The organism is Suicoccus acidiformans, assembly GCF_003546865.1.
Classification (GTDB): Bacteria; Bacillota; Bacilli; order Lactobacillales; family Aerococcaceae; genus Suicoccus; species Suicoccus acidiformans.
The window spans coordinates 97,409-116,697 of the sequence record NZ_CP023434.1 but is presented as its reverse complement, the minus strand read 5'-3'; the positions used below and the strand labels follow the sequence as shown (position 1 = coordinate 116,697).

The window sequence follows — 19,289 nt, the reverse complement described above, 5'->3', positions numbered from 1 at the left end:
GTGATACGTATTATAAACCTTCAATGTCACTTGTCCATGTTGCCACTTTATCGGCATTTGCATCAACCCACTGTCTGGCCGCTTCTGCAGGAGACATGCCTTGGGAGATGTCTAACATCACTTGCTCTAAATCATCCACTGACCAATAAAAGTTATCAAGTACTTGATAGGCTTCTGGAAGATTCTGCTCTAGACCTGTCCGAACTAAGGTATGAATGGATTCTGCATCTCCAAAAACATTTAGTGGATCTTCTAAGTAGTGTAAATCCATCGTTTGGAACTTCCAATGAGGTGACCAGCCAGTTACAATAACTTCTTCTTGCTTGGCATAAGCGTCCTGCAATAAGGTTGTCATTGCACCAGATGATGACGTTTCAAGTTGCCAAGTTGAAAGATTCGGATAAGTAGCTAAAGCCTCTTCTGTCGCAGCAACGACTCCTGCACCGGGTTCAATCCCCGTTACTACCTGATTCGCCTCTTGCGTCAAGTCCTCAATTGAAGTAACTGACATATAGGACGGTACAACCAAGCCGATAGCCGCCCCTTCTAAATTTACCCCAAGATCTACTAAGTCTGAGCCATAGCGTTCATATTGGGCAGCATGGGTCCCGGGTAGCCAAGCAGATACCATTGCATCGGCTTCGCCTGTTGCCACAGCTTCCCACATGATCGCATTATCCAATTGTGTTAGTGTGACTTTATAACCTAGGTCCTCCAGTACTTGACCAATTACATGAGTCGAAGCAATTTCTGAATCCCAAGCAACATACGCTAATTGGATTTCTTGGTTGCTTCTGCTAGTTGGCGCATCAGACTTATTCTGAAATGCATAGCCTAACTCAGCCACCGCAAGTATGCCTAGAATTAGGACAAGAATTTTATTGATGTGTTTCTTCATTATTTGCACCCTTTTCCTAAGATTGGTTCTGTTGCTTCGTACCTGCTTGCATAAAGCGGTCAAGTATAATCGCCAAGACTACTAGAGCTAAACCAGAAACAAAGCCTGAACCAACATCAGCCCTTTGTAAGGCAGTTAAGACGTTCGAACCTAAGCCTGGCGCACCAATCATCGAAGCAATGACCACCATCGATAAGGCTAGCATAATGGTCTGATTCACGCCTGCCATCAAGGTCCCTTTGGCTAAAGGTAATTCTACCTTAAATAATTTCTGCCATGAGGTACTTCCAAAGGCTTCCGCTGCTTCAATCATCTCTTCAGGCACTTGACGTAAACCAAGATTTGTAAAGCGCACGGTAGGCGGCAGGGCAAAGATGACTGACGCAAAGACTCCTGGAACCATACCGATACCAAAGAAGGCAACAGCTGGGATTAAGTAGACAAAAGCCGGCATCGTCTGCATAAAATCAAGAATCGGTTGCAAGATTTGATTGGCCCGGTCTCTTTTCGCCATCCAAATACCTAACGGAACACCGATAATAATTGAAATGACACTTGCCAAAATTACCAACGTTAAGGTATACATCAAATCTTCCCATAAGCCTTGATTTTGGATATAGCATAAACCTAAGCCAGTGAATACTGCCAGTCCATAACGCTTGCCACTTAAGTAGAAAGCCAGAACCATTGCTAGGACAATAATCACTAAGGGTGGCAAGAAGAGCAGTAAATCTGTCATTGCATCCATCAGAGACTGCCCGCCTGTTTGAAGTGCTTCAAAGAAACCAGATAAGTGAGTCGTTAACCATTGGATGATTTGACTAATCCATTGACTTACCGGCAAGGTCGGAAAATAGTCCAGTAAACTATTCATCTGCTTTTACCTCCATTTCGTCTTCTGTTTGCTCATCACGCTTTAAGACACTGATGACATTACTTCTAGATATAACCCCTTCAATAACACCATCATCGTCCGTCACAGCCACTGGTGTTTCCGTTGTATGAATGACATCGAAAATTTCTTCCACTGGCAAATCAGCAGGAACTTCTGGTACACCGACTTGAACAGCCTCCGATATATCCGTTGCTCCTCGTGTATGTAATTCCGTCACATCATCTAAAGTAACATAGCCCTTCAGCTGCTCGTCATGATCTACCACAAGAATGTTAGCAATCCCTTCTGTTTCCATCGTCTCACGTACCTCAGCAGGCGTCGATAGATGTGAAGTCGTCGCAAGTGGTTCTTCCATAATATGTTCCGCGGTATAAACTTTCGTCCGGTCAATATCCTCCACAAAGCGCTTCACATAATCATTAGCTGGATTGGCCAGAATCTCTTGACCTGTACCGATTTGAACAACATCTCCATCTTTCATAATGGCGATGCGATCACCTAAGCGTAACGACTCATTTAAATCATGCGTGATAAAAATAATTGTTTTGTTCATTGTTTTCTGCATTTCAAGCAATTCGTCTTGCATATCCCGGCGAATCAGGGGATCCAAGGCTGAGAATGCTTCGTCCATCAATAAAATCTCCGGATCATTCGTCAAAGCACGTGCTAAGCCTACTCGCTGTTGCATCCCACCTGAAAGTTGTGAAGGATACTGATCTTTATAGGCTAACAAGCCAGCGTTATCTAGGGCCTTCTCTGCACGAGCTTGTCTTTGGGCTTTCTCAATGCCTTGTACTTCCAAACCATATTCCGTATTTTCTAATATTGTTCGGTGTGGAAATAGGCCGAAATTTTGAAAGACCATGCTGATTTTCTTGCGTCGAACATCCTGCAAAGCTTGGGCATCCATTGCTGTAATGTCATCGCCATCAATATATACAGAACCATGGGTCGGTTCAATCAGTCGATTTAACATCCTGACCAGGGTAGATTTCCCACTGCCAGACAGACCCATAATGACGAAGATTTCACCCTCTTCCACCTCAAATGTGGCTCCTCGCACACCTACAGTAGCTCCTGTTTCCTGTAGAATGTTCTCTTTACTTTCACCGGCTTTCACAAGCTCCAGTGCTTTTTCGGTATTCTCTCCGAATATTTTCGATAAGTGTTCGACTCTTAATTTACTCACAATACTAGTCCTTTCTTCACTCTCTTTCATTTGATCAGATTAATCTAACGTCTTCACCCTAACAAAATTGACTTCACAAGTAAAACCATATACAGCAATATTTCACAAAAAACTCCCTTGTTCGCGGTTACAAAGATTGTTATAGCGGAGCTCTAATAATTTGCTAAAAATATCTTCCGATATTCGCCTAAATCTCATTTGCTTGCCATAACACGAGAATGACTTTAGCTTGTCTGCCACCTTCACTTATGATAGAGTTAACTTTGAAATTTTTGTCTGAGTTTATTATAACTGGCTTATACCAACTGAAAGGGAGGGGTACAATGATTGTTGTAGGTGGAATGATTGGCGCTGGCAAAACCACTGTGGCGACCTTGATTGGTCAACGGCTCGGAAGTGAAGTGTTCTATGAGAATGTTGATGATAATCCTTTGCTTCCCTTATTCTATCAAGAAGACGAGCAAGCCCAAGCAGCCAAGCGGTATCCTTTCTTACTTCAACTGACATTCCTAAGTAGTCGCTATCGCTCAATCAAGCAGGCACTCACTCATGAAAATAATGTCTTAGACCGTTCAATCTATGAAGACTGGTACTTTTGTAAGACCAACAAAGATCTCGGCCGTATTTCTGAATTAGAATTTATGGTCTATGAAGACTTATTAGCCAATGCTTTAGCCGATTTAGCGAGTAGCTCTACCAAGACGCCTGATTTACTGGTCTATTTACACGGAAGTTTTGAGACAATTATGTACAGGATTGGCTTAAGAGGGCGCGATTTCGAACAAGATGATGCTCTAGTCGACTACTATCATACACTTTGGTCTGGCTATGATGATTGGATTCAACAGCATTTCACTAAAGAACACATCTTGCCCATTAATATTGATGATTATGATTTTATCCATCGACCTGAAGATATCGATTGCATCATGGCTAGAATAAACCATAGCCTTGACACCTTGCGTACTGATACCTAAGCTTATTGAAATCCAATACTATATGCCATCCGTGAAATGCATCCAATCTTCTTTTCAAAAATGATTGGATGCATTTAATCTTTATTTCACTTGGTAAACATTCTGATTAAACAGCATAAGCACAATGCCATACCTTACTATACTGCAAATAAAAAAGCCTAACCCACTTGGGGAAAGTATAGTGACCCCAAAAAGTTAGACTAGATTTTATGAAGAGTTACCCCAATAATGGGTAGCTCTTTTTTGTGTTTCTGAAAGATTCAATAAAGATATAAAACTTAAGTTGCTTCAAGGTGACCGATTTCGCAAGAACAGAGAAGCTGCTAATTGACCTAACCAAAACATCTCATCAGACATCCAAGCTTGTCAAGAGGAAGAGCGAAGCGGCTCTTGATAAGTCTGGATGGTTTGTGAAACCATTGAGGTTAGGTGATTTGCGACATGTTTAGGCACTTAAAAGTAATTGTTGTTGTCTGTATTCAATAGGACTTAAATAGCCTAATTTCTCTTTAATCCTATCTTCATTGTAGTAACGAATATAGTCGTGGATAGCTTGTTCCAGTTCCCTACGGCTACGATAAACTTTCCCATAAAACATTTCTTGTTTCATGATGCCGAAGAAGTTCTCCATCGGCGCATTATCTAAACAATTTCCCTTTCGGGACATACTCTGGAAAATCTGATGATCTTTCAATAATTGTTGATAGTCGTTCATTTGATAAGCCCAGCCTTGGTCCGAATGAAAGGTTCGTCTAAATTGGCAATCTTTTGTAGCTTCAACGGCTTCTTCGAAGGCTTCCATCATACTTTCCTTATTAGGTTGTTTTGAGATTTTATAGCTAATGACTTCCAGATTAAACAAGTCAATAAAGGGATCTAAATACAACTTTTTCAATTGATACTGTCCTGAATCATCAGCTTCATAATAATGGAACTCCGTTGTATCCGTCACAATTTTTTGGTGTGGAATAGAACTTGTAAATCTACGATTTAAGCGGTTAGGTGCTTTCTCACCAATATCACCTTGATAGGAGTTGTATTTCCGTGATTTTCGAGTAAATGAGGTCACTTGTAGATTCATTTCTTTCATCAATCGTTGAACTTTTTTCTTATTGACGGTATAACCACGACGACGTAACTCCGCATGAACACGGCGATAACCGTAGTTTTCATGTGCTTGACGAATATCAAGAATTTCTTCTTTTAATGCTTCGTCTTTATTGGGTCTATTCAAACACTCTAATTGATAATAATAGGTTGCCTTAGGAAAATCTAAAGTCTTCAGTATCAGCGTCAAAGAATACTCTGTAGACTCATGGAGATTACGGATGGCCATCACTTCTTGTTGTCGTGTTGCCGCTTGTCTGCTTCCCGCAACCTCCTCAATTCCTTTAAAAATTTATTCTCAATATCTAGCATTTGAATGCGTTCTTCTTGTTCTTTAATGATTTCCTTTAAGGCATCTGGATCACTCGGTAAAGGCGTCTTTTTGGGATTTTGTGGATTCTTTTTCTGTGAATTAGACATGGTAGTTGGCCTCCCTATTGGTCTAGATAAGCCATCAATACCGTCTTCCTTAAAGGCTCGCATCCAATTTGCGATTAAGCTTGGATTATTGATCCCTAATTGGATACCGACTTCGCGATAGCTTAATTCTGTAGTTAAGTACAATTCTATCGCATATAGCTTGGTTTCTAAAGGATAAGACTGTCTTGTTGACTTAACTTGAAGGCCTTCTAAGCCGAAATCTTGATAATTATGGATCCATCGTTTCACTATTGACTGAGCGATTTGATATTTTTTCGCTAAAGTCCTAAATCCGCCTTTTCCAGCTTCGTAGTCAGTAACAATTTGAAGTTTCGTTTCTAAACTATACTTGGTCATAAAAATACCCCCAAAAGTTAGATTTTTTGGTCTAACTTTTGGGGGTCGGCTCAAAGGCTTTTCTTATACTGTTGCAATAGTATAAAATTATTCTTCTGTCTTTGATGCAAAGCCGTACTTCTTGTTGAAGCGGTCGACACGTCCATCGGCTTGCGTGAATTTTTGGCGACCTGTGTAGAATGGATGTGAATCAGATGAAATTTCCACACGAATCAATGGATACGTGTTGCCATCTTTCCATTCAACAGTCTCTTCAGAAGTTCTTGTAGAACCTGATAAAAATTCATAGCCGGTAGAAGTATCTCTAAATACGACTGTATGATAATCTGGATGAATACCTTGTTTCATATCTAGAATCTCCCTTTCTGCCGTAGATTATGTGCTAATCTACAGTTATTCCTGCTAAAAAGCAACACAAGAATCATAGCACGTTTACCAGAAGATTGCAATCATCTTTTGGGATTTTTCTGCTAACTCGTTGAACTTCTGCCTCAATTTCGTTATACTTTATCTACATATCTTTTGTTATAAATTGAACAATAGAACATAGGAGAATTACATGAATAGAAAATTATTGAAATGTTCCCTTTTAGCTTTATTGACGTGCTCTGTTCTACCAACTCAACCTGTTTGGGCAAGTAACCCTACTCAAGAAGGTCAAGCACAAGTTGAGGCGCTTCAAGTAAGTGAAGAGCCGGTTACTAGGGCTGAAGCCATGCTACATACAGCTGTTCAAATTCAAATATACCACCAAGGTGATCAAGTAGATGCCGCCTTGGATGAAGCTTTCACCTATATGGCTGATATGGAGAAACTCTTGACGACACAACTTAAAGAATCCGATGTCTATCAAATCAATCAAGCCGCCGGAAAGGAACCAGTTCACGTAGCCCCTGAAACCTATGAAATCATTGAACGCGCTATAGAAATTGCTCAAGAAAGCGATGGCTTATTCGATATATCGATTGGTGCCTTGACAAATTTATGGCAAATCGGTTCGGAGAATGCTCGCGTACCTGAGGCAGCAGAAATTCAAGATGCCTTAGAGCGCATTGACTACCGTAAAATCCAGCTGAATCCAGAAGAGCAAACCGTTTTCTTAGAAGAAGCGGGCATGGCGCTCGAGTTGGGAGGAATCTCTAAAGGATACATCGGTAGTGGTGTCGCTCAAATCCTCAAAAATCATGGTATTACAACTGCCATTATCAATTTAGGCGGAAACGTTGTCGTTCTTGGCTCTAACCCTAATCATGCAGATGGTTGGAACGTCGGCGTACAAGACCCCGACTTAAATCGAGGAGCCATTGTAGGAACTCAGCGTGCCGAGGAAAGTGCTATTGTCACTTCGGGCATTTATGAGCGCTATTTAGAACAAGACGGCAAACGTTATCACCATATTATGGATCCACGTACTGGCTACCCTCTAGAAAATGAAGTATCCAGCGTAACCGTATTCGCCCCAACCTCCTTTGAAGGAGATGCCTATTCTACGGCCTTATTCCTGATAGGCATTGAAGAAGGCATCCAGCTCATCGATCAAAAGGACGGCTATGAAGTAGTCTACATCGATCACGACCATAAAGTCTATTTATCCAAGGGTCTTCAAGATACCTTCGAATTAACAAACGAAGATTATGAATTAGCTGATTAAATTAATTAAAGCTTAAATTCCCCCTATTTTATACAACATAAGAAATTAAAAAACATTTACTCCATCATTCGGAAGTTCTTCCTGCAAGAACTTCTAACGCACTTAGGACTCGAACTCAGCAAAGACCGCTTCGAAGAGGCCCATAGCAGACTCCAGCTCTTGCTTGGCAAGGAGCTTTCGTCTTTGCTTGCTAAGACACTCAAGTGTGTAGGCGACGCCGAAACTTAGAGCCTAAATCGCTTCACTTCGCTACGCTTGTAAGGCTGTAAATTGCTAAAACAGCAATAGTCTCATTAGTTACACTCCGAGGCTCGAATATACGCCAGATCATCCTGTTCTTGCGGGAGAATCTTCCGAATTATTCCGTAAATTATTTGTTTGTGCAATTTTGTGAATATAAGGTGAACTTTACCTTTCAAAAAATATTTATAACACTGACCTGCCTTGTAAAATTATACAACCTATACTGAAAATAATCTCTTGAAAAATCCAATCATATCAAACTTCCGTAATATAACCAAACGCCTTAAGTAAGATTCATATGAATCCACTTAAGGCGTTTCTACTATTCATCCAAATCCATTTTATTTAAGATTGTGCGTAATTCACGCAGTTCCTCTGTTGTAAACGTCAGTCCCTTGCCCATCTTCGTTTCGTCCGGTGCCCAATCGCGAATATCATATTTAGCAGGACGATCATTCCAGCTAATTTTATGCAACATTCTCGTCCAGCCTTTCGCGTTCTCCGATAATTTACCGTAAGATTCTACTATTTCATACTTAAAGTCTGACATTTCTCTCACTCCTCTGTACTAACGTCATAAAATTGAAAGTCCAATAATTCTTTAAGTTCCAAAGGATTCACTTCAACCGAGACACCCACCTTGCCTGCAGAGAAGATAATTGTATCGTGGGCCTTGGCTGAGGCATCGATGCTTGTGGGGAATTGCTTCTTCATACCAATGGGTGAGCAACCTCCATGCACATATCCGGTCAAAGGTTCCAATTCCTTTTCCTTAATCATATGTATATTCTTCTCACCGACAGCTTCGGCCGCCTTCTTCAAATCTAAAGAACGCTCGACCGGCACCACGAAGACATAATGATCTTTGGATTTACCCACGGTAACCAATGTCTTATAAATTGGTGTTGTACTACCTTGAATCTCATCGCTTTGTACCCATTCATGTGGGACATAGTTAATTTTATGCTGATCGAGAAGACGCATCACATTTGTTTTTGCTGGCTTCTTCGCCATGTTAACCCTTCCTTCTGACTACCTTTGGGCCGCCTTTTGAAGTTGTTCGAAAAATTCCGTGTTATCCTTCGTATGTGACATAAGTTGAATGAATTGGTCTGTATACTGCAAGGTATCTTCACCCATCCATTTACGCAATTGCCACATATTCTCTAACTCCGTCTCGCTTAACAATAATTCTTCCTTACGTGTACCAGATTGCTTAATATCAATCGCAGGGAAAATACGGCGCTCTGCTAGTGATCTTGACAAATGTAACTCCATATTCCCAGTCCCTTTAAATTCCTCATAAATCATCTCATCCATCCGGCTCCCTGTCTCAGATAGAGCGGTGGCTAGAATGGTTAAGGAGCCGCCATTTTCAATATTACGGGCAGCCCCAAAAAAACGTTTGGGGAAATAGAAAGCTGCGGGATCCAAACCGCCACTTAAAGTTCGCCCACTTGGTTTAACCACTAAATTATAAGCTCGCGCCAAACGCGTAATACTGTCCAAGAGAATAATCACATCTTTAGACGCTTCAACAAGACGCATTGCCCGATTAAGCACAAGATTGGCAACCCGAATATGATTATCTGGTTTTTGGTCAAAGGTGGAGCTGACAACATCCCCAGACACACTGCGTTCAATATCCGTTACTTCTTCTGGCCTTTCATCAATTAAGAGAATAAGCAATTCTGCATTGGGATAATTCGCTGAGATACCATTGGCAATATCTTTGAGAATTGTTGTCTTACCTGCCTTTGGCGGGGCAACGATTAAGCCCCTTTGACCAAAGCCAATTGGCGAAATGATGTCAATCATTCGGTTGGCGATTCGACTTTGGCCATGGGATAATTGAATTTGTTCATCTGGATAAAGCGGCGTCAAACTCGGAAAGTGATCGCGTCCTTGAGCGGCATCGGGATCTTCACCGTTTACCGTCGAGATTTGCATCAAGCTCGGATAGCGTTCGCCTTCTTTGGCTGGACGAGCTGGGCCAGCAATTTTGTCTCCATTTCTTAATTTGAAACGGCGGATTTGTGAATTGGAAATATACACATCTTCTTGTGAAGGCGAATAATTCAATGGACGGATGAAGCCGTAATTTTCTGGCCCTGGAGGCGCTTCAAGAATACCTTCCACCTGGTAGAAGCCTTGTTTCTCCTCTTGCGTTCGCTTAATCGCAAGTGCTAATTCCTTTTTGCTCAATTCGCTATAATCAGGAATATTCAGTTCTCGAGCATACGCATAAAGTTCTTTAGCCTCTTTATTCAGTAAAGTTGATAAATCAAATGCACCTGCCATCCGATACCCTCTTTCTATTAGTCTTCGTCTGCTACGTCAAGCATTTCAATTTCTGCACCAAGGTCACGGAGTTTGCCTACAATATTTGTATAACCGCGCAGAATATTCTCCACGCCTGTGATTTCTGTTTCACCTTCAGCGATTAAACCGGCAATGACGAGGCAAGCACCCGCTCTTAAATCACTAGCTTTAACAGGTGCACCCGATAATTTCGAAGGTCCAGTGAGTCGAATAATATCACCGTCTACTTTAATGTCTGCCCCCATACGGTTTAATTCAGGAATATGATTCACACGTTGTGGATAGATGGTATCCATGATAGTACCTTCTCCTTGGGAGACGAGCAGTAAAGGTGTCATCGGTTGTTGAAGGTCAGTGGCAAAGCCTGGATAAGGCTGTGTTTTGATACTAACCATTCTTAAGTCATCGGTACGATATATTTCAACATAATCTTCGCCGATTTCCATCTTTGCACCCATTTCATCCAATTTCGCGACGAAACTTTCGATATGCTCATAGATAACGTTATTAATGCGGACATGATCGCCCATAGCAACGGCCGCACTAATATAGGTACCTGCTTCGATTCGGTCTGGAATAATCGTATGCGTCACACCCGTTAAATGGTCAACCCCATCAATACGAATTTCGCTTGTCCCGGCTCCACGAATTTTAGCGCCCATTTTGTTAAGGAGGGTAGCTAAATCAATAATTTCCGGCTCACGGGCAGCATTCTCAATAATAGTCCGCCCTGGGGCACGTACGGCGCCTAGAATCGTATTAATCGTTGCCCCAACAGATACTACGTCCATGTAAATCCGTGTACCAGCTAGGCCGTTAGGAGTAGACAGGGTAATCACACCAAATTCATCTTCAATCTCTGCTCCTAAGGCTCTAAAGGCTTTCAAGTGCAAGTCGATGGGCCGTGGTCCTAGAAAGCACCCACCTGGCAAGCCAATGACTCCAGTGCCAAATTTCGATAAGAGGGCACCCATGAAGTAGTAAGAAGCACGCAAGCTTTGGATTTTCCCATGGGGCATCGGGATATTAGCCATATGCGTTGGATCAATCGTCAAGACATTATCTCTAAAATCTGTTGCGACGTTAAAATCTGCCAGAATATTAATGAGTGAATGTACATCTTGGATATCTGGTACACCTTCGAGAACAACTGGAGAATCTGCTAGAATAGCTGCTGGGATTAATGCAACCGTACTGTTCTTGGCGCCGTTAATATTAATTTCACCACTGAGGCGTTTACCGCCACGTATTACTAATTTCTTCATATTAACTCCTTAGTTTGCATATTGTTTAATTGTGTCCATAAAGTCTTCAGCAATTATATCTAAAATTTGCCATTGCCTTTGGTCAGTTAAGCCAGCGAGTTTTAACAAATCATGGTAAAGATCATGCACTGCTTCAGGTGGCTCGCCAATCCGGTGGCGGAACCAATCTTGGTCAATATATATGACTTCGTGAGCTACAATGTTACGTAAATATTTCTCAATATAACGCATTTGATTCGCCTTATCTTTTAAATGTTCATTGGAACTATGGTCGGCAATCAATTTCAATAGGTGGCTTGAACTGACATAATGCTCATAATTAAAGCGTTCACCGTAATACCTTTGCCAAGTTTCTTGGATTCGTTGATCTTCAGATGACTCAATCAACGTCTCCTTCCATTGAAGGCCTCGGTACAAAGGGTGTCCATCGACGGTTGGTTTGATAACTGGCTGGATATATCTTGATAAATCAGGCATGAAATCTGCTTCGATAAGTAAGCGAAATACATCAACTAAGATAGGGGTCAAGGCTCTGAGGTAATCACCATAAGCCTGTTGTTCAAAGCGCAAATTCAAATAGTGAGTAAAACTGTAAACTTTACGCTTCGTCTGTGAAGCTTCTGTTAAGTATGTATAATCTAGGAGGGGAGCAAGTTCATCAATGGTCTCCAAATTAATCTCGAGAATCGCTTGCCCTAAGGCCAATAATTGTTCGAGTACCTGGTTCCCCCGATAAGGGGTCTTGCGTATATACGCGGCTAAGGGACGATACTCTCGGTAGCGTAACATATGCTCAATCAGGGCTTTGTCCCGTTGGCTTGCTTCAAATGCCATTTTCTCTCCTCCAAGCTCCGGCTATTATACCATAGAAAAAAACACGAATACACTCTGATTTTAGCATATTCGTGCCTGAGATAAAAGCTTCCGTAATTTTCAATTTGGGATATTGTGATAGGATATACACTAAATAACCCTGGGTCTTATGAGGTGAATGTGCGTACGCATCGACCTAATCTAAACACGCCTCAATCAATCGATGAACGGCTTCTTGGACGATTTCTGGTTTAGTCGCTAAATTTAAACGAATATAATTCTCGTAACCAGGTGCAAACCAATCACCATAATCCACAGCTAAACCAGCCTTCTCTTGGATTAATTCTGACATGCTTATATCTCCCTTAGCCTCTGTCAAATTAATAAAGAGTAAGTACGTTCCTTCCAATGGATAAACATATGCTTGAGGAAGGCGCTCGCTTATTTCTTGTTGAACAAATTGATAATTGTGGTAAATGACGTCTTTAATTGCTTGTAACCAAGCGTGACCACCGGTGTAAGCTGCTTGAGTAGCGATAAGCCCCATACTATTGATATTCGCTTGAACGTAAATCTTCGTAAAGGCGTCGTATTTTTGACGAAGGGCCTCATCGGCTATGATAACGTGGCAATGAGTCAATCCAGCTATATTAAAACTTTTGCTGGCCGAATGTGCTGTAATAAGCCGGTCACGAAACGCTCCATCTTGGACACAAAGAGCTGGCGTATGTTTCCCTTCAAAGACAAAATCTTGATGGATTTCATCTGAGACAATTAACACATCATACTGCTCGCATAATTGGAAGATACGTGCTTGTTCCTCTTCTGTCCATACACGGCCCACTGGGTTATGCGGTGAACAATGAATATATAACTTTACACCGCCTGCTTGAAGCTTCTCCTCAATCGCTGTATAGTCCATTTGGAAACGGCCATCTACTTGCTTCAATTCAACTGCTTCCACTGAACGTCCGGTATCTTCAATTGCATTAAAGAACGGATAATAAACCGGCGACAAAATTAATACCTTATCACCTACCTCTGTATAAGTATTCACACAGTTATACAGTACTTGCACCACACTACTAGAGAAGCGCAACCAGTCTTTCTGGATGGTATAGCCGAAGAACTGGTTTAACCATGCATTTAAAGTATCATAATAGCTATCTGGAACAATAGGATACCCATATGCTCCATGCTCTATTTTGGCTTTTAGTTGCTCAGTAATCACATCACTTACTCGAAAGTCCATATCTGCGACCCATAAAGGAAGTAAATCCGCATTACCGAAACGCTCCTCGAGCGCATCCCACTTCAAACTATTGGTATTGCGACGTTCAACGTAATAAGTATCAATAAATTCTTTCATTGTAGCCTCCTATGCTTGCAATGCTTGCTTAATATCATGAATTAAATCTTCGGGATCTTCTAAACCAATCGAGAAACGTAATAAATTCGGTGTTAAACCATAGGATTCACGAACCTCCTCAGGAATATCCGCGTGGGTTTGAGTAGTCGGATAAGTTACCAAACTCTCCACACTTCCTAGACTTTCAGCAAAGCTGAAGACCTGTAAATTTTCTAGAAACGGCTTTATTTGAGCTTGGTCGGCAAACAAGACACTCAGCATCGCTCCTTGACCAGCATATAAGACCTTTTCAATACCTGGCAAAGCCTCCAGTGCTGAGACGACTTGTCGAGCGGTTGCTTCTTGACGGTCAAAACGGACTTCTAAAGTCTTCAAACTGCGTACAAACAACCAAGCATCAAAGGCCGATAAAGTCGGTCCGGTTGCATTGGCCAAATGAACCAAACGCTCTCCAAGATCAGCATCATTGGTAACAACAACACCCGCAAGAATATCATTATGACCCGTTAAATACTTCGTCCCTGAATGCACGACAATATCCGCTCCGAGTTCTAGTGGCTTTTGGCGCAGTGGTGTTAGTAAAGTATTATCCACAATCAAACAGGCATCTACCTTACGACAAGCTTGAGCTATCGCTTCAATATCCAATACTTGCATTAATGGATTTGTTGGTGTCTCCAAGTACACGGCATCAATAGACGCATCTAATTTCTCCAAACACGCCGCTTCATCTAAGAAGTATTCAAAGGTCAACAAATCAGCCTTCTCTAAATCTTCAAATAAGCGGTAACTGCCGCCATACAAGTCTCGACCTGCAAGGATTTTGCTACCTTTGGGAAATAGTTGTAGGACCAATTGGATCGCACTCATCCCCGAACTTGTCGCCAGCGCATAAGTACCACCTTCTAAATCTGCCAAACCTTCTTCTAATACCGAACGTGTCGGATTAGCCGTTCTTGTATAATCAAAGCCGGTACTCTCTCCCATTGCAGGATGCGCATAAGTCGTCGATGGATGAATCGGCAAACTCACCGACCCTGTGACCGAATCCTTACGGTTCCCTAACTGTGCTAATTTTGTTGAAATACTAACCATCTCTATTATACCCCTTTCAAGTCAAAAAAAGCCCCAAATCTATTAGATTTGGGACGTTTATACGTGTTACCACCCGAATTCATACCTGCTTCACAGCATGTATCTCACTGTCTCATAAAAAGACATGCAGTGTATCGCCTGCCAAACGTCTGATAAGCTTTCACTTACCAAATACTCCAAGCTCATCTTCACCTAACGCTCTCCTTTCTGTCTCACCACCCAGAAATCTCTGTCGCGAGAAACGTTAAACTACTCTTCTCTTCATCGTATTCTAATATATATGTTACCATTCTATAATTTATAAATCTTGCTGTCAAGTTCAAAAAAACAGGCAAGCCACTAGGCCTACCTGCTTCTCTTAGTCTTCCAAATAACCAGTATAATTAGCAGTTCTTAACAAACGATTCGCATTCTCAACACGATCTTCTGTCGGAGGCTCCACACCGGCAAGCCGGTATTTAATGCCTAAAGCTTCGTACTTATAGACCCCCAACTTGTGATAGGGAAGCACTTCAAATTTGCGGACATTGTCTAATGTTTCTACAAAATCACCTAAGCGAATTAAATACTCATCGTAATCGGTCAACGTCGGCACAAGTACATGACGAATCCAAACAGGAATTTTATTATCAGACAAGTAGTGAGCCATATCTATAATATTCTCATTTGGTACCCCTGTGAGGTTTTGATGCCCTTTGGAGTCGATATGCTTAATATCGAAAAGAATCAAGCTTGTATATTTCATCAACTCTTCAAACTTACTAAAGAAAGGTTCTTCAAAAGTAAAGGGTCCACCACATGTATCAAGGGTTGTATGGATACCGTGCTCGTGACACAACTTAAAATATTCAATCAGAAAATCGATTTGCAACATAGGTTCGCCGCCACTAACCGTGACCCCCCCAGAGTTTCCCCAGAAACTTCGATAACGAATAGCTTCCTCGAAGAGCTCTTGGGGTGTGTAGGGGGTTCCTCCGGTTAATTTCCAAGTATCTGGATTGTGACAAAATTGACAACGTAGACGACAGCCCTGCATAAACGTGATAAAGCGAATGCCTGGTCCGTCAACTGAGCCAAAACTCTCAGTCGAATGAACGTTACCAATCACGGGTGATTCAGTTGTCTGCATGGACTTCGCCTCGTTTCTTACATAGAACTATGCATCGTACGGTTAATAACATCTAATTGTTGTTCACGCGTTAATTTAATGAAGTTTACAGCGTAGCCTGATACACGAATGGTTAATTGTGGATATTCTTCTGGATGCTCCATCGCATCAAGTAAGGTATCACGGTTGAACACGTTTACGTTTAAGTGGTGTCCACCTTCCTTAGCATAACCATCTAACATGTTCACAAGGTTATCTTTCTGTGTCGATTCATCCTTACCAAGCGCTTTAGGAACGATTGAGAAGGTATTAGAAATTCCATCAAGTGAATATTCGTATGGTAATTTCGCAACAGAAAGCAAGCTTGCTAGGGCTCCGTGCGTATCACGACCATGCATTGGGTTTGCACCTGGAGCAAATGGCTCACCTGCACGACGGCCATCTGGCGTATTACCTGTCTTCTTACCATATACAACATTTGACGTAATCGTTAAGATAGATGTTGTATGTGTTGCACCACGGTAAGTTGGGTGTTTCTTAACTTTCGTCATGAAAGCTTTCAGTAAATTTACAGCGATATCATCAACACGGTCATCATTGTTACCATATTTAGGGAAGTCGCCTTCAACTTCATAATCCACCACTAGACCTTCTTCATTACGGATTGCTTTAACTTTCGCATATTTAATGGCTGAAAGTGAGTCAACCGCTACAGAGAATCCGGCAATACCAGTTGCCATGGTACGTTTAACATTTGTGTCATGTAGAGCCATTTCAATACTTTCATAGCTATACTTGTCATGCATATAGTGAATAACATTTAATGTATTAACATACAAGCCTGCTAACCACTCTAGCATGTCATCGTATTTCTCCATTACTTCATTGTAGTCTAAGTATTCAGACTCAATTGCTCGGTATTTCGGTCCTACTTGATCGCCTGACATTTCGTCAACCCCACCGTTAATCGCATAAGTCAATGCTTTAGCAAGGTTAGCACGGGCACCGAAGAATTGCATTTGCTTACCAACTTCCATCGCTGACACACAGCAAGCAATGGCGTAATCATCACCGTAAATTGGACGCATTACTTCATCGTTTTCGTATTGGATAGCTGAAGATTCAATCGACATCTTCGCAGCATAACGTTTGAATTCTTGCGGTAAAGCTGGTGACCATAAGATTGTTAAGTTTGGTTCAGGTGCTGGACCTAAGTTTGTCAATGTATGTAAGAAGCGGAATGAGTTTTTCGTCACAAGTGGACGTCCATCGATTCCTACCCCACCGATAGACTCTGTTACCCAAGTTGGGTCGCCAGAGAATAGTTCATTATAATCTGGTGTCCGAGCAAATTTAACCAGACGTAACTTCATGACGAAATGGTCAACCAATTCTTGCGCTTCTTTCTCAGTTAACTTACCGTTTTCTAAGTCACGCTCGATATAGATATCCAAGAATGTAGACGTACGTCCTAAGGACATTGCTGCACCATTCTGTTGTTTGATTGCTGCTAAGTAACCTAAGTATAGCCATTGGAAAGCTTCTTGAGCGTTCTCAGCTGGACGGCTTAAGTCTACACCGTAGATATTACCTAGTTCGATTAGCTCTTGCAAGGCACGGTATTGTTCACTTACTTCTTCACGTGCCCGAATAATATCTTCAGACATTTGACCGTTACCAATGTTAGCAAAGTCTTTTTGTTTCTCTTCCATTAAACGAGCAACACCGTATAACGCAACACGACGGTAATCACCAATAATACGTCCACGTCCGTAAGCATCTGGCAGACCAGTAATAACGCCTGAGCGACGTGCAGCACGCATTTCTGGTGTATAAACATCAAATACACCTTGGTTATGAGTCTTGCGGTATTCAGTAAAGATATGTTCTACTTCTTCATCAATCTCATAGCCATAAGAATGAGCTGCTTGAACAGACATACGAATACCACCGAAAGGTTGCAAGCCACGTTTAAATGGTTTGTCCGTTTGGAAACCAACAATGCGTTCTTTATCTTTATTAAGATAACCAGGACCGTGTGATGTAATAGTTGATACAACTTTCGTATCCATATCTAATACACCGCCAGCTTCACGTTCTTGCTTACTTAAGTCCATTACTTGATTCCATAATTCAACGGTATCTTGCGTTGGGCCTTCTAAGAAGGACTCGTCACCTTCGTACAATGAATAGTTTTCTTGAATAAAGTCTCTAACATTAATTTCTTCTTGCCATTTAGAACCTTTAAATCCTTCCCAAGGATTAATTCCTTGAGCAACTCTAGTTTTCTCCATTAAACAATGGCCTCCTTGTAAAATTTTAATACAGTAGACATGTCACAAATTTAGCTCACCTACTCACAGGTACAGTTTACTACAAACTGTTATCGTTTTCAACTAAAATATACATAAAAATATAAATTATTTTTATTCTATTTCCTCAAACTCGATAGGTACAGTCTTGTAAGCCTTTAACATTATAAACAGGTTAGAATCTGTGTTTGAAACAGTTGCTTTTTACTGTTTCATTTATAGGCAAAAAAATAGAACAGCTAACGAAGCTGTTCTATCTGTGTGTCATTCACAAAAGACTTACGCTTTGTTTGTTGAACCAAACATGTCCATTGTTTCTTTAGTGATCTTAACGATTGCATCTTTACCAGGTGCAATAACTTTACGTGGGTCATATACCTTGTCATCAGAGTTCAATTTCTCGCGAACTGCTGCAGTCCATTGTTGTTGTAACTCAGTGTTAACGTTAATTTTAGCATGGCCACGCTCAATTGCTTTCTTAATTTGATGCTCAGGAATACCAGAACCACCATGAAGTACAAGTGGCGCACCTGTTGCTTCAGAGATTGCTTGCATTTCATCGAAACCTAATTTAGGTTCGCCATCGTAAGTTCCGTGTACAGAACCTAAAGCAGCAGCTAATGCATCTACGCCAGCTTCGTTAACCATACGAACACATTCATCTAAGTCCGCGTATTGAACGCCACCAATCACGCCATCTTCTTCGCCACCAACTGTTCCAACTTCCGCTTCAACGGAGACACCACGTGGATGAGCGTATTCTACTACTTTTTTCGATAATTCAATGTTATCGTCGATTGGATCATGGGAACCATCAATCATTACAGAAGAATAACCCGCATCGATTGCTTCTTTAACTGTTTCGAAAGATGAACCATGGTCTAAGTGAAGTGCTACAGGAACAGTAATATCCATCGTTTCTAATAAGGCATTAACCATGGCTGCAACGACAGCTGGTCCACCCATATATTTACCTGCACCTTCAGACACACCTAAGATAATTGGCGAGTTGCTTTCTTGAGCTGCTTGTAGAACGGCTTGAGTCCATTCTAAGTTATTAATGTTAAATTGACCTACGGCATAACCTTCCTCTTTCGCTTTGTTCAACATTGCTGTCATGTTCACTAAACGAGTGCGACTCATAATTGAATTCCTCCTTCAATTTTTTCAAGGTATTACATGATTTATTATACGTTAATGTGAAAGAAAAAGCTAGACTTAATAAAGGGATGCCTAATTTCATAAAAACCACCTCCTAAAAGTAGGGG

The 19,289-nt window shown here is 41.3% G+C and carries 14 protein-coding genes and 2 pseudogenes; 2 read left to right on the top strand and 14 right to left on the bottom strand.

The window, feature by feature from the left end:
• Positions 1–10: 10 nt before the first annotated feature.
• A pseudogene (locus CL176_RS12520) lies at positions 11–1,772 on the bottom strand (ABC transporter permease/substrate binding protein).
• Positions 1,765–2,982 (bottom strand): quaternary amine ABC transporter ATP-binding protein, encoded by a 1,218-nt coding sequence (locus CL176_RS00545; RefSeq protein ID WP_118991534.1) that lies wholly within the window; start codon positions 2,980–2,982, stop codon positions 1,765–1,767. The pseudogene CL176_RS12520 and the gene CL176_RS00545 overlap by 8 nt, the downstream one beginning before the upstream one ends.
• A 323-nt stretch (positions 2,983–3,305) precedes the next feature.
• On the opposite strand from CL176_RS00545, the gene CL176_RS00540 reads away from it, so the two are divergent.
• Positions 3,306–3,959: a deoxynucleoside kinase gene (locus tag CL176_RS00540; RefSeq protein WP_118989560.1), complete on the top strand. Its 654-nt coding sequence runs from the start codon at positions 3,306–3,308 to the stop codon at positions 3,957–3,959.
• 445 nt (positions 3,960–4,404) lie between these two features.
• Here CL176_RS00540 and CL176_RS00535 read toward each other — a convergent pair.
• A pseudogene (locus CL176_RS00535) lies at positions 4,405–5,843 on the bottom strand (IS3 family transposase).
• Positions 5,844–5,930: 87 nt separating this feature from the next.
• Positions 5,931–6,191, bottom strand: a complete 261-nt coding sequence (locus tag CL176_RS00530) for a type B 50S ribosomal protein L31 (RefSeq protein WP_118989559.1) — start codon at positions 6,189–6,191, stop codon at positions 5,931–5,933.
• Between the two features lie 211 nt (positions 6,192–6,402).
• On the opposite strand from CL176_RS00530, the gene CL176_RS00525 reads away from it, so the two are divergent.
• Positions 6,403–7,494 (top strand): FAD:protein FMN transferase, encoded by a 1,092-nt coding sequence (locus CL176_RS00525; protein WP_118989558.1) that lies wholly within the window; start codon positions 6,403–6,405, stop codon positions 7,492–7,494.
• A 565-nt stretch (positions 7,495–8,059) separates the two neighbouring features.
• On the opposite strand, the gene CL176_RS00520 is transcribed toward CL176_RS00525, so the two are convergent.
• From CL176_RS00520 to fba, 10 genes are all read right to left on the bottom strand, one after another.
• Positions 8,060–8,287 (bottom strand): YdbC family protein, encoded by a 228-nt coding sequence (locus CL176_RS00520; protein WP_118989557.1) that lies wholly within the window; start codon positions 8,285–8,287, stop codon positions 8,060–8,062.
• Positions 8,288–8,292: 5 nt separating this feature from the next.
• Positions 8,293–8,751 (bottom strand): aminoacyl-tRNA deacylase, encoded by a 459-nt coding sequence (locus CL176_RS00515; protein WP_118989556.1) that lies wholly within the window; start codon positions 8,749–8,751, stop codon positions 8,293–8,295.
• An 18-nt stretch (positions 8,752–8,769) separates the two neighbouring features.
• Positions 8,770–10,038 carry a transcription termination factor Rho gene (gene rho, locus CL176_RS00510; protein WP_118989555.1) on the bottom strand — a complete coding sequence of 423 codons (1,269 nt, stop codon included), beginning with the start codon at positions 10,036–10,038 and terminating at the stop codon, positions 8,770–8,772.
• A gap of 17 nt (positions 10,039–10,055) precedes the next feature.
• The gene (locus CL176_RS00505) at positions 10,056–11,324 is read right to left on the bottom strand and encodes a UDP-N-acetylglucosamine 1-carboxyvinyltransferase (protein WP_118989554.1); all 1,269 of its coding nucleotides are present in this window, start codon (positions 11,322–11,324) and stop codon (positions 10,056–10,058) included.
• 9 nt (positions 11,325–11,333) lie between these two features.
• Positions 11,334–12,158 carry a hypothetical protein gene (locus CL176_RS00500; RefSeq protein ID WP_118989553.1) on the bottom strand — a complete coding sequence of 275 codons (825 nt, stop codon included), beginning with the start codon at positions 12,156–12,158 and terminating at the stop codon, positions 11,334–11,336.
• Between the two features lie 175 nt (positions 12,159–12,333).
• Entirely contained in the window at positions 12,334–13,506 is a 1,173-nt protein-coding gene (locus CL176_RS00495) for a MalY/PatB family protein (protein WP_118989552.1), read from the bottom strand.
• 9 nt (positions 13,507–13,515) lie between these two features.
• Entirely contained in the window at positions 13,516–14,601 is a 1,086-nt protein-coding gene (locus CL176_RS00490; protein ID WP_118989551.1) for a PLP-dependent transferase, read from the bottom strand.
• Between the two features lie 358 nt (positions 14,602–14,959).
• The gene (pflA, locus tag CL176_RS00485; protein WP_118989550.1) at positions 14,960–15,730 is read right to left on the bottom strand and encodes a pyruvate formate-lyase-activating protein; all 771 of its coding nucleotides are present in this window, start codon (positions 15,728–15,730) and stop codon (positions 14,960–14,962) included.
• 17 nt (positions 15,731–15,747) lie between these two features.
• Positions 15,748–17,976, bottom strand: a complete 2,229-nt coding sequence (gene pflB / locus CL176_RS00480) for a formate C-acetyltransferase (RefSeq protein WP_118991533.1) — start codon at positions 17,974–17,976, stop codon at positions 15,748–15,750.
• A gap of 324 nt (positions 17,977–18,300) precedes the next feature.
• Positions 18,301–19,164, bottom strand: coding sequence for a class II fructose-1,6-bisphosphate aldolase (gene fba, locus CL176_RS00475; protein ID WP_118989549.1), 864 nt, complete (start codon positions 19,162–19,164; stop codon positions 18,301–18,303).
• Between the last annotated feature and the right edge of the window lie 125 nt (positions 19,165–19,289).